At 43.7% G+C, this 12641-nt stretch carries 11 protein-coding genes and 1 tRNA gene; 6 read left to right on the forward strand and 6 right to left on the reverse strand.

Annotated features, from left to right (window positions below; genetic code table 11):
- Positions 1 to 190 precede the first annotated feature (190 nt).
- Complete coding sequence (locus tag AZH43_RS17025; protein ID WP_067672361.1) at positions 191 to 1651, forward strand: capsule assembly Wzi family protein; 1461 nt, start codon at positions 191 to 193, stop codon at positions 1649 to 1651.
- 434 nt (positions 1652 to 2085) lie between these two features.
- Here the strand turns inward: AZH43_RS17025 and trpS are convergent, their stop codons facing one another.
- Positions 2086 to 3099: a tryptophan--tRNA ligase gene (gene trpS, locus AZH43_RS17030; RefSeq protein WP_067672363.1), complete on the reverse strand. Its 1014-nt coding sequence runs from the start codon at positions 3097 to 3099 to the stop codon at positions 2086 to 2088.
- Positions 3100 to 3289: 190 nt separating this feature from the next.
- On the opposite strand from trpS, the gene AZH43_RS17035 reads away from it, so the two are divergent.
- Positions 3290 to 4234 carry a DUF808 domain-containing protein gene (locus tag AZH43_RS17035; protein WP_067672366.1) on the forward strand — a complete coding sequence of 315 codons (945 nt, stop codon included), beginning with the start codon at positions 3290 to 3292 and terminating at the stop codon, positions 4232 to 4234.
- Between the two features lie 30 nt (positions 4235 to 4264).
- Entirely contained in the window at positions 4265 to 5170 is a 906-nt protein-coding gene (ypfJ, locus tag AZH43_RS17040; RefSeq protein WP_067672369.1) for a KPN_02809 family neutral zinc metallopeptidase, read from the forward strand.
- 88 nt (positions 5171 to 5258) lie between these two features.
- On the opposite strand, the gene AZH43_RS17045 is transcribed toward ypfJ, so the two are convergent.
- The gene (locus tag AZH43_RS17045; RefSeq protein WP_067672470.1) at positions 5259 to 5813 is read right to left on the reverse strand and encodes a hypothetical protein; all 555 of its coding nucleotides are present in this window, start codon (positions 5811 to 5813) and stop codon (positions 5259 to 5261) included.
- 232 nt (positions 5814 to 6045) lie between these two features.
- On the opposite strand from AZH43_RS17045, the gene AZH43_RS17050 reads away from it, so the two are divergent.
- Entirely contained in the window at positions 6046 to 7545 is a 1500-nt protein-coding gene (locus AZH43_RS17050) for a cation:proton antiporter (protein WP_067672372.1), read from the forward strand.
- A gap of 477 nt (positions 7546 to 8022) precedes the next feature.
- A complete protein-coding gene (locus AZH43_RS17055) occupies positions 8023 to 8340 on the forward strand; it encodes an MGMT family protein (protein ID WP_067672377.1) in 318 nt (105 codons plus the stop codon).
- Positions 8341 to 8403: 63 nt separating this feature from the next.
- On the opposite strand, the gene AZH43_RS17060 is transcribed toward AZH43_RS17055, so the two are convergent.
- Together AZH43_RS17060 and AZH43_RS17065 are read right to left on the reverse strand one after the other, a co-directional pair.
- Positions 8404 to 8844, reverse strand: coding sequence for a universal stress protein (locus AZH43_RS17060; protein ID WP_067672380.1), 441 nt, complete (start codon positions 8842 to 8844; stop codon positions 8404 to 8406).
- 320 nt (positions 8845 to 9164) lie between these two features.
- Positions 9165 to 9569, reverse strand: a complete 405-nt coding sequence (locus tag AZH43_RS17065) for a hypothetical protein (RefSeq protein ID WP_227509844.1) — start codon at positions 9567 to 9569, stop codon at positions 9165 to 9167.
- 189 nt (positions 9570 to 9758) lie between these two features.
- Between AZH43_RS17065 and AZH43_RS17070 the strand changes: the two genes are divergently transcribed.
- Positions 9759 to 9835: transfer RNA gene (locus AZH43_RS17070), tRNA-Met, on the forward strand.
- A gap of 256 nt (positions 9836 to 10091) precedes the next feature.
- Here the strand turns inward: AZH43_RS17070 and AZH43_RS17075 are convergent.
- Together AZH43_RS17075 and AZH43_RS17080 are read right to left on the reverse strand one after the other, a co-directional pair.
- The gene (locus tag AZH43_RS17075; protein WP_067672383.1) at positions 10092 to 11717 is read right to left on the reverse strand and encodes an NAD+ synthase; all 1626 of its coding nucleotides are present in this window, start codon (positions 11715 to 11717) and stop codon (positions 10092 to 10094) included.
- 373 nt (positions 11718 to 12090) lie between these two features.
- On the reverse strand, positions 12091 to 12600 hold the full coding sequence (locus AZH43_RS17080) for a hypothetical protein (protein ID WP_067672386.1): 510 nt from the start codon (positions 12598 to 12600) through the stop codon (positions 12091 to 12093).
- Between the last annotated feature and the right edge of the window lie 41 nt (positions 12601 to 12641).

Below are 12641 nucleotides of genomic sequence, written 5' to 3' on the forward strand. Positions count from 1 at the left end.
GTAGGTAAAAATATTATTGATTTATACACCGTATTTTCTATTTAGATTTATGTTTTATGGCAAGTTGAATACCGCTAAACAATAGAATACATACCGCGGCGAATAAAAGAACAATAACACAATTCGATCATTGAAAAATTGTTGTAAAAAAACTAAGGTGTGGCAGTGAATTAAACTTGAGAAAAAAAGCATGTATTTAAGAAAATCGCTTTATGCTGCGGTATTGCTTGGGATGTCTTTACCAGCCTTTGCGCAGGGGATTGTGCTGAATGATGAAGCGTTGCGTGCAGATTTGAATTGGCTGAATCAGCAGGGTGTCATTCAAATCAGCACTTCAACCTGGCCTATGAGCGGTGATGAAATTGTACGTGCTCTATCTCAAGCGCAGGTGAAGACCGCGGCGCAGCAAAATGTGATTCAGGCTGTACAAAATAAACTGAATGCAGATAATGCCATGCTGAAAGCTGAATTGTTTGCAGAGTCTGATCAAAAAAATATACCGCAAAATTTTGGCGACCATCAGAAAGCTCAGTACCAAGGCGCATTAGAGTTTAATGCAGGCGGTGAAAACTGGGATGTAAAATTACGCGCCAATGCTGAAAAAGATCCGCAAATTGATAATGATCAAGATGTCAACTTAGAAGGTTCTTATCTTGCCGGCAAGCTGTGGAACCAATGGGTCATTGCTGGACAAATTCCAGCGTATTGGGGGCCGGGGCACGATGGCAGCTTAATCCGTGGAGATGCAAGCCGTCCAGTATATGGGGTGACAGTACAGCGTGCAGATCAAAGCGCATTTGAAAGCAAGTGGCTGTCGTGGATTGGGCCTTGGCAATATCAGGCTTTTGGCGGTCAATTGGATGATTATAAAGCTGTACCCGATGCAAAATTAGTGGGTTTACGCTTAACGGCTCAACCATTACCTTATTTAGAACTAGGCGCTTCGCGTGCAATTCAATGGGGCGGTGAAGGGCGCCCAGAAAGCTTAAGTTCATTATGGGATGCCTTTGTAGGCAATAAAGATAATGGCGGTACAGGTGAAGCAGATCCGTCAAACCAAATTGCAGGCTTTGATGGTCGATTAAATTTGCAGCCTTTGCTGCAAGTGCCTGTGAGCTTATATGGACAGTATGTTGGCGAAGATGAGGCAGGCGGTTTGCCATCTAAGAAAATGTATTTGGCTGGCGCAGATTATTCTTCTGCATTGAACAGCATGCCGTATCAGCTGTATGCAGAGTGGGCGGATACCCGCACCAATGGGGAGGCGCGCGGTATTTCGTATAACCACAGCGTTTATACAGATGGTTATTATCAGCATGGTTATCCATTAGGCCACGCAATGGGCGGTGATGGGCAAATGGTTTCAGTGGGCGGCAATATCCGTATTGACCTAATGAACCGCATCAATGGCCGGGTATTGTTCGCTAAAATGTCAGGAGTGGACAATCGGCCTGATGTGCGGAAAATTAATGCTGCCTTCCCGCAAGCAGATGAGATTAAAGCTTTGGATTTAACTTGGACACATTATTTGCGTCCGGACCTGCCATTGAAACTGAATGGCTGGGTGAGTGATTCGGATCAGCAAGGCAATGATGCGGGCGCTTCAATCGGCATTGAACTGCCTTTAGATAAGCGTCTGTTCAGCTATTAATTAGAATTGATTTAGAACCATAAAAAAAACTCAGCTAGCTGAGTTTTTTTATAGCTGAATAATGCCATTTATATTTGATTTGGCGCGCGTGCATTTATTAGGACTTTGGGTCAGAATTTTAGGCAAAAAAAATACGCAATGATTGGGGTTTTCATTGCGTATAACAACGAATCTGCTTTCACAGGTTCGGTAAAGGAGAAATGTATGACTTCAGGTTTCCCTAAAAACATAGGACAAGTGTAAGATGAACGGTAAGTCATTTCATCAGCATTCAGGTTACTGCATGTTAACTAAAGTTAATAAATAGTACTTTGTGTGACTTATTTATCTAAAGTTTCTTCACAATTGTCAGTATTGCGCCGATAAAAAAGCCTTTCATAGAAGAAAGGCTTTTTGTATTCACAATACGTGAATGCGCAGGTGCATGAAACTAGTTAAAAATGGAATACACCCAAGCCTGACTTCACTTCATCTAAGGTTTGCTGCGTGATATCGCGGCATTTGTCTGTACCGGCTTTTAAAATATCCATGATGTAGTCTGGATCTTTGGCAAGTTCGATACGGCGTTCACGGATTGGTATAATCAGTTCTTTTAATACACCCTCAAGGCGTTTTTTGACCGTGCCATCGCCTAAACCGCCGCGGCGATAATGCGCTTTGAGTTCTTCAACTTCTTCTTTATTTGGGTCGAAGGCATCTAAGTAAGTAAAGACAATATTACCTTCAACTTGGCCCGGATCTTCAATGCGCAGGTGGTTAGGGTCAGTATACATCGCGTTGACAGCTTTTTTGATGTCTTTGTCCGATGCATCCAGCACAATAGTATTGCCCAGAGACTTAGACATTTTCGCCTTGCCGTCAAAGCCTGGCAAGCGGCTGACATTTGAAAGCAGCGCCTTGCATTCAGGAAGCAGGTCGTGGCCAATTTGGCGGTTTAGGCGGCGGACAATTTCATTGGTCTGCTCGATCATTGGAATCTGATCTTCACCGACAGGAACCACAGTCGCTTTAAATGCTGTGATATCTGCTGCTTGCGCCACTGGGTAGCAAAGAAAGCCGGCTGGAATATCACGTTCGAAACCGCGCATCTGAATTTCAGATTTAATGGTTGGGTTGCGTTCTAAGCGAGATACAGTCACAAAGTTCAAATACAGCATGGTCAGCTCATTTAATGCTGGCAAACAAGACTGTACGCAAATAGTTGTTTTAGTCGGATCAATGCCAACGGCCAAATAGTCTGTTGCCACTTCAATGATATTGCGGCGGACTTTTTCGAAGTTGTCTGCGTTATCGGTCAGTGCTTGAGCATCTGCCAATAAAAGATGCTGATGATGAGAATCCTGTAAACCTACGCGTGAGCGTAAAGAACCGACAAAGTGACCAAGATGAAGTTGTCCAGTTGGACGGTCGCCAGTTAAAATCACTGGACGTTGATCTAGATTGCTCATTATTTATTCCATAATAGCAGCCAGCGCTGCTTACGTTTTTCAAAGAATGGCAATATTGTACGGCATAATTTTTTTTAATGTCAGTGACAATAAAACCCAGATTAAAAATATCCCTGATTTAATCAAGTAAATACAATATAAATGCGTAAAACACATTAGAATTACAGAAAAATGAATGGGAAAAATAACAATGGCCAGCAGCCTTTTATTGCTTTTAGATGATATAGCCACGGTTCTGGATGATGTTGCCGTCATGAGTAAAATGGCTGCAAAAAAAACTGCGGGCGTTTTAGGGGATGATTTGGCTTTAAACGCGCAGCAGGTCAGCGGTGTGCGTTCTGACCGGGAGCTTCCAGTCGTTTGGGCGGTAGCGAAAGGCTCATTTATCAATAAACTGATTTTAGTGCCCGCTGCTTTGCTGATCAGCGTGGTTGCGCCGTGGCTGATTACGCCATTGCTGATGATTGGCGGTTTATTCCTGTGCTATGAAGGTGTAGAAAAGGTTTTGCATAGCCTGCATCATAAAAAAGCCAAGTCTGAAGCGCTTGCTAGTCAGGAAATGCAGAAAATTGAAACCGATTTGATTGCATTTGAAAAAGAGAAAGTGAAAGGCGCTATACGGACAGACTTTATTTTATCTGCTGAAATTGTGGTGATTTCATTGGGTACTGTGGCTACGGCGGCATTTACGAGCAAAGTGATGGTGTTGTCGGTGATTGCCATTGTGATGACTGTAGGGGTTTATGGCTTTGTAGCAATGATTGTGAAAATTGATGATCTGGGGCTGTATTTAACACAGCAAGCTGCTGAATTTAAAAAGACGGTTGGCCGCGGCTTGCTCGCATTTGCCCCGAAGCTGATGAAACTGCTGACCATTGTCGGCACCATTGCCATGTTCTTGGTCGGCGGCGGCATCATCACGCATGGGGTCCCGCTGCTGCATCATTTAATTGAAGGTTCTGTCGATTATGCAGAGCATATCCCTACGGTTGGAAGCATCGTCGGCGCGCTAACGCCAACTTTGATTAATTTAGTGACAGGCTTTGCTGCCGGTTTGATTGTTTTATTGGTTGTCACGTTAATTAGAAAAATTTGGCCAAAATCAAATAAGGCATCCTCTAAAGAAACACATTGATATCAAAATTTTAAAATAAGGAAGATCACTATGCGCTGGAAAGGTCGAAGAGTGAGCAGTAATGTTGAAGACCGCCGCGGCGGTGGCGGTGCTAAAGCGGGCGGGATCAGCATCTTGGGTCTGGTTGTTGCCTTTGTTGCGTGGAAGTTTTTTGGCGTAGATCCGCAGCAGGCCTATCAGGCCACGAAACAGGTTACCCAGCAGGCGTCTCCTGCGGAAGTCAAAGGGCTGGATAACCCGACACCCGAACAGCAGGAAGCTATGGATTTTGTGGGTACGGTATTGGCGGATACTGAAGATACATGGTCTGAAATTTTTAAAACCCAGCTGAATGCGCAATATAAGCCGCCTAAACTGGTGATGTTCAACGGCGCAGTCAATTCGGGCTGCGGCACTGCGCAATCAGCCATGGGGCCGTTTTACTGCCCAACCGATCAAAAAGTGTATATTGATACGGCCTTCTTTAAAGCGATGCGCACTCAGATGGGCATTGGCGGCGAACAGAATCAAACTGAGCTGCAGCGTCAGGATCAGGCGGGAGATTTTGCGCAGGCCTATGTTGTGGCTCATGAAGTGGGTCACCATGTACAGAATCTGCTGGGTATTTCATCACAAGTACAGCAAGCGCAGGCGCAATCTACCAAAGTGCAGGCCAATCAGCTGTCGGTTCGTTTGGAATTGCAGGCAGACTGTTTTGCCGGGATCTGGGCCAATAAAAATCAGGAACGGACCCAGTTCTTAGAGCAAGGCGACGTGGAAGAAGCCATTGATGCTGCGCATAAAATTGGCGATGACTATTTGCAAAAAAGCGCAACGGGGCAGGTTGTGCCGGACAGTTTCACCCACGGCAGCAGCGCACAGCGTATGCAATGGTTTGAGACAGGGCTTAAATCTGGAAAAATTGACAGCTGCGATACATTCAATAATCCAAGCTGATTTTGGAGCAGCGCGGGCATTAAAAAAAGAGGATGGTTTATCCTCTTTTTTATTTTAAAATTGCATGAATTTAGGCTTGCACAGATTTTTATTTATTTATAAATTTCTTGAAGTTGCGCAGTATGCGGATGCTGACATACAGCGCAGCCAATGCAAATAGCCCGACGCCAAAAACCACGTATTTCAAGTTGGAAATATCAGCCTCATAGAACTGCTGAATTTGTTCAGATGAATAATGCAGGGTTTGGCGCTGCTGGGTCCGGCTGTCGGTATAATCTACATGCTGTATATAATGAAAATTTCCGGCGTGAACTAAATCAATAGACTGAATCTGCCGTGTCTGCTGCTGATTGTATTGATCTAGGCAAATTTCAGGGTAATGGGCGCAGCTGGATTTAGCAATATAACCTTTTTGCGCCAAAGCAATATATACCGCTTCATCCGGTTTTTGATTATTGGAGAGCAGCACCAGCTGTTCTTGAGCGCTGGATTGCAAATGCACTTTTTCTGCTTGCGCAAAGGTTTGCTTCGCCTGCAAAATTTCATTGCTTTTGCTTAAGCAGGTCAGGATTAAAGCAATGGTGATTATAAAAATAACAGCAGCAAAGCAAATGCGGAAAATAAGCTTAATGGTATGATGCATAGGAAAAGCACAGACAGTCTGAAAGTGAAAGCGGATGCATAAACTCTGCATTCATGAATGCCTATGTTATCTCAGCATGCATGAATTTGTGAAATAAACTTAATTGATACAAGCCGGAGCTTGAGCTTTTAGTACAATATTTCATATATAAATGATGTTAATTAATTCATTTATGAATTGAATAATTGTGTAGCTTCCCCTCTATAGCGCGCAGCAAAGAATAGGATAGGAAATGGGAAACTATTTTTTCTTACAGGTATTTACAGTCATTTTTGCACTCTCCATTGCAACGACAATTTTCAATAAGCGAATATTGGGTTTCCCGCAGGCCATTGGTGTGCCGCTGGTGTCTGCCATTTTTGTCTTTATTTTGCAGTGGGGCGCCAGCCTGCTGAACGGCAACCAATTCGTCACGATCAATATTCATAATATTGAAGAAGCTGTGCGCCATATTGATTTTTATGACTTTTTAATTAATGGGGTCATTTGTTTTATTTTGACTTCATCCGCGCTTAAATTCAAAGTTTCAGACTTGCGGAGCTTTTGGAAGCCCATCAGTATTTTGGCCAGTATCGCCTTAGTGCTATGCGCAACGTTCTTTGGCTTGGCGCTGTACGGCTATCAATTTTTGGTCGGGCAGCATGTCGATTTGCTGGTGCTTCTGCTGCTGGGCGCAGCCTTAGGTGCAACAGATCCGATCGGCATTAAAGGTGTGCTGAGTTCGGTACGCGCACCGCACCATTTGATTGTGAAGCTGGAAGGTGAGTCACTGTTTAATGACGCCATGTGTATTGCTTTATTCATGACGCTGATGAATGTGCTGCAGGGCGCGCATGTCACAATTTTTGGCGTGCTGAAAACGCTGCTGTATGAAATTGTTGTGGCAGTAATTATTGGCTGGGGCTTCGGGCAAGCAATTCTGCGCCTGCTGCGCGGCAAGCATGAGATGGAATCATTAATTTTAACCACGGCTTTATTGGCGTGCGGTTCGTATCTGGTGGCGCTGTTTGCGCATGCCTCTGCGCCAATTGCCTGCGTGATTGGCGGCTTAATTGTCGGCAACCACTGGAAAGAGATTTTAGAGGCCCGAGAAATTCGTGAAGTGAATCACTTTTGGCATACGGTAGAAGGCATTATCAATTCATTCTTATTTACATTGATTGGTTTGGAACTGTTTATTTTAGATTTAAGCATCAGCCTAATTTTAGGCGGCATAGTGGCATTCTTTATTTTGCATGCTTCACGTTTTGCGGCCAATTATTTATCTTTTGCTTTCTTCCCCAGCTTCCGCCACAAAAGCTACAACGGCAGTTTGGCAATATTGTCATGGGGCGGCGTCCGCGGCGGCATTTCATTGGCGCTGATATTGGCTGTGGCGAACGTGCCGGAACTGAGTGAATACAGCAGTATTCTGATTGGCTATACCTTTATTGCGGTGCTGCTGTCCGGCATTGTCTGCGGTTTGGGCCTGCCGGCGGTAATGAATGCGTTTTACCATAACCCTCTGGAAGAAACAGAAGGGTTCAAAGGCTGGTATCAGCGCATGTGCCATAAAATGAACCGTAAAGGGTTTCAGTACATTGTGGGCGAGGATGCTTTGGGCAATGAAAGCATTACCGTGTATAAACCCGAAAGCCTAATTGATGAAAAGGCGGAAGACGGCGTAGCCGCTGTGCATAATCCAGAGCGGGTGCAGGAAGTGAAAAGGCTGGAGCATCCGGATAATTTCTAAATAAGATCTTAATTGGCTTTCAGCCGATTCATACACATCCCGTATAAAAGCAGAAGCTCTGAAAAGAGATTCTGCTTTTTTATTTTTTAGAGTGTATTAAATCTTTCAGTGCATAAAATTAAAAAAAACTTGAAGAGTCATGTAAAAAATGACCATTTTCAAGCAAGTGCTTCTTTAATTGGGGGGCTACAGACAGCGCCAATCTATCGCTGCAAGTGCAAAAAAAACTGCAGGCGGTCAAAAAAGCAAAGCGGAATTCATAATGATTCAGATTGCTGCATGCGGTTTTCAGTATTGACTGCAAAGGTTGATGCGCCAAAACGCACAGCCAAACAGAATTGCCAATCTTAAAAATACCGTGATCAGGCCGCAAAATTATTGGATAACAATCACCGGTTATTCGGATCTGCGGAAGATGTATACAATAGGAAGGCTTTTGAGCTCTTTTAGGTTGTGCGGAATGGGTAGGAAAATAAGATGAAGCAAAGCGATGAACTTGCGCAGCAAATATTGGCCGTGATTGATTTGATTCCGCAGGGGCAGGTCGCATCTTATGGACAAGTGGCAAGGCTGGCGGGTTTGCCCAAGCATGCGCGTTTGGTTGGCTATGTTCTTAAACATTTGGATGCTGAGGCGAATTTACCCTGGCACCGGGTGATTAACAGCCAAGGCAAAATTAGCCTTGGGAAATTGGACGCGCAAGGAAATAATATTCAGCAGCAAAAATTGCTGGAAGAAGGGGTTGCCGTCATTGCCGGTAAGATTGATTTGAAGCGCTATCAATGGAATAGATGAATTGAATGAAAGGCGTGCAGTCCTGCAGGGCATGCCAGCAAGACTGCAATAATTCACTGCGGGTTATTTGCGAACCACCATCACAGGAATGTCAGATGCCCCTAAAGTGCTTTGTGCAACACTGCCGAGGAAAAATTTCTTCAGCCCTGTGCGGCCATGAGAACCGATAATAATCAGATCAGCCTGTACATCTTTGGCTGCATTGATAATTTCTGTATGCACAGTTTGACCTTCAAGCAGCTTAGTTTCTACATTAATGCCTTCAGCGCTTAGTTTGGCTTTTACTGCATTGAGATTGTCAACAATTGAAGTGCGGGCGCGCTCAATCAGGTCATTGGTTTGCGATGCGGAAATATATTCAGCCGCAATATACGGGTCAAGTACCATAACCTGAACTACTGTAATTTTACTGTTAAATGCTTTCGCAAATTCAGTCGCTTTTGCAACTGCGGCATTCGAAGTTTCAGAACCGTCAACAGGGACTACAATATTTTGAAATGACATAATAATTCTCCTTATTGTTTCAAATTTTTAGAGCAGGCGCTGGCTGCTCGATGTATAAAAAAACATGATAAAAAATAATTGCCTCTCCTTGATCATAGCGCGAAATAAAATGAAAGAAAACCTAGTAAATTCATACGGATATTTTTAAATTATTAAAATAAGTCAAACAATATTAAGGAGTTATTGCTGTACTGCTTTCAACCGAAATGTCTTGTTGATATTTATATTCAACTAAAGTTATAGTTTATTTTTTAAGCGGCTTTTAATTTGATTTGAAACCGCCTAAGGCTGAAATATTTTTAGGAGCCAGATGGGCAGGCCTATTCACATTGAATTGATTTTTCATCTAATTTGAAGGCCGGCGCCAGCTGATGATAGCGTTCTAAAATCAGCGCTTTTTCATCGCCGAATATTTGCTGCTGCAGCTGGGCAATTTTTTTATCGCTGACATACAGATGCGCGCAGTGCAGGGCAATTTGATTTTGCTTGGCAATTGAAAAGCGAGCGCTGTCATCTTTTGCGCTGTAGTTATGCAGTTGCTGCTGCGCTTTGCTCAGCTGTACAAGGCTGCGCTTTTGCTGCATGCTCAGCAGCGTTTGACTGTTGATCCATTTTGCGACATCCATGCGTACGCCATTGTAATCGACAAAAATGGGGGAAACCAGCTGACAGCCAGAGAGGCTGAGCAGCAGGCTGATCATGATGATTTTCTTCAAATCTTTCACCTATTGAATATCTGTATGCTTTCAAATATAAACGTGAAAATTAAATAAAAATGTAAAAAATGCGATCAATATTCGCCATATTGCTTATTTTTTATCAGGTTGATGCGCGCTTGGTTAAAGTGTATGCATTTTTGCGGAAAAATACTTGACGATGTGTGCTGAAATTTAGATAATGCGCGCACAGTTTACGGCTATGTAGCTCAGTTGGTTAGAGCACCGCACTCATAATGCGGGGGTCACAAGTTCAAGTCTCGTCATAGCCACCATTTTAAAAGACCAAGCTCTCAGCTTGGTCTCTTTTTTGTCTGTCGAAAAGTTATATTCAGCTGCAGTTCCATTTTGGCATATATTTTGGGTGAAAGTTTAAGAATAGGCAGATGGTTCATGCATGAAATCATGCTGCAAAAGAATGAGATGACGTACGGCAGTTTTCCAATTCTTTTCACATCATTATTTGTATTGCAGTCATAAAAAAAGCTCAAACAGGTGTTTGAGCTTTTTGGATAATACCGCTTGCCAAGCTTAGATGCCCGGTTTCCAGCCATTCACGATTGGATAGCGGCGTTCGCGGCTGAATGCCCGTGAACTGATGCGCGGGCCAATGGCGCCTTGGCGGCGTTTGTATTCATTCAGATCAACCAAGCGGATGACTTTTGCCACAACTTCGGCATCGAAGCCTTTGGCAATAATGTCATCTTGGCTCATGTCTTCTTCAATATACGCATATAAAATCGCATCCAAAATGTCATAGGCAGGCAGTGAATCCTGGTCTTTTTGATCTGGGCGCAATTCAGCAGAAGGTGGACGGGTAATTACGCGTTCAGGAATGACAGGCGTTTCTGAAATGCTGTTGCGGTATTTTGCCAATTCAAACACGATGGTTTTATAGACATCTTTCAGCACGGCATATCCGCCGACCATGTCGCCGTACAGGGTGCAGTAACCGACAGATAATTCAGATTTGTTGCCGGTAGACAGCACTAGATTGCCGAATTTATTCGACAGCGCCATCAGTAATGTGCCGCGTGAGCGGGCCTGCAGATTCTCTTCAGTCGCATCCGCTGGCGCATTGCCGAAGAATGGGAACAGCGTTTGCATAAAACCGGACACAATCGGGTTGATCTCGGCAATGCCGAAGGTTACGCCCATGTTTTTGGCCTGTGCAGCTGCATCCTCGACACTGATTTGCGCGGTATAAGTATAAGGCATCATCACGGCCTGCACTTTGTCTGCGCCAATAGCATCCGCCGCAATCGCCAAGGTCAGCGCTGAATCGATACCGCCCGATAAGCCTAAAATCACGCCGGAAAAGCCTGAACGCTGGACATAATCACGAGTCGCCAGCACTAAGCTTTGATAGATTTCAGCCATTGTGTCGAGTGGCGGAGCGATTGTGCCTTTCGTAAAGCTTTTTTGCGCTGCATCGTATTCAGCAATGTATATGTTTTCTTGAAAGCTCGGCGCCTGCAGTACAATTTCGCCGTCTTTGCTCATGACGAAGCTGGTGCCGTCAAAGACTAAATCATCTTGACCGCCCACTTGGTTGCAATACACCAAGTTCAGATTCATTTGCTTTGCCAATGCCGCCATGGTTTCAATGCGGTGCTGCGGCTTGCCGACTTCATAAGGAGACGCATTCAGGACCAATGCAGTTTCTACATTCAGCTGTGCTAGCTGCTGCACAGTTGGCAAGGCCCAAACATCTTCACAAATCAGTATGCCAAACTTATGACCAAGGTATTCAAATACCAGATGCTGATGGCCTTCACTGAAATAGCGCTTTTCATCAAAAACGCTGTAATTCGGCAAATTCTGCTTATTGTAGACACCTAGTACTTGACCATCTTTCATAACGGCTGCTGCGTTGTAGCGCTGACCGTCTTCAGTTTGGTTAACAAAACCAAATACCAGAACGATGTCTTTAATTTCTGCCAGTTTGTCAAAAGCCTGTTTTGTGCGTTTGCCAAGGCTTGGACGCAACAGCAGGTCTTCGGCAGGGTAGCCTAATGTAGAGAGCTCTGGAAAAACAATAATATCGGCATTTTGTTTTTTCGCTTCATTTGCCAATTCCAGCATTTTTTCAGCATTTGAAGTCAAGTTGCCGGTATGCGGAGAGAATTGAGCAAGCGCAATTTTAAAACTATTCATTCCAACTAAATCCTATTCCTATAGGGTGAATACACTAAAAAACTGATTTTTATTATTAATATTATTCAGCAGAGTGCATTTTGATACTAAAAATATAGCTATAAAAGCTTAAAACATCATGAAGTGATGATAAAAAAATCTTCTTCCGCTCGGTAAAGCATTTCAGACCTCGGGCTATTTTAGCTGAAATTGGCTTAGAAGCTAGAGCCAATTCAAAGGATTTGAAATAGAAAATGATAAGCAGTCAAAACATTGATCATACTGCGGTAAAAGCTTCGGTGAAATTGTTGAAGAAATCATAAAAACAGTTCTATTTTACAGCATATTGATAAAGAAGAGGTCTTAAATAAACCGGCATGCAGCTGAAAATCATTTAAGCTTTTTTGGTCTTGATCGCGGTCTGAATAATAATATTATCAATACGTTTAAAAAAAATATCACGGGCGATATCGCCTTGCTGTTCGATATTGTAGTCAAAGTACGGTTTATTGGCTTTCAGCCGGTATTTGTAAGGATTGTATTTGCCCAAACTGAGGAAAAAAGCGCTCTGCAGCAAGGCGCCGCGCAGCAGCACGTTGATATTCTGCTGGTATTGATAAATATGCGCCATTTCATGAATAAACAAACCTTGATAAGCCCTGCTTTCCTGTGAATAGTCGTGGCTGTAGTGGGGCGAACGGGCGTGAATATAGCCGCAGGGCGCCATTACCACATGTTTAGACTGCCAAGGCAGATAGGGGTGATTCATGATTTTGACCTGCGTGTAATCAATCAGGCTGCCAAATACGCTTTGGCACAGCGCAATTTCTCCTGCTGTCAGGCTGCGGCATTTAAAGCGTTCCAGCTTTAAGACTCGAATGATGAGCGGAATAAAATTGAACATGGCTGAACATATTGGGCTGCGTACTGTAGATCAAGATAGCA

This window comes from Acinetobacter pragensis (genome assembly GCF_001605895.1).
In the GTDB taxonomy this organism is placed as follows: Bacteria; Pseudomonadota; Gammaproteobacteria; order Pseudomonadales; family Moraxellaceae; genus Acinetobacter; species Acinetobacter pragensis.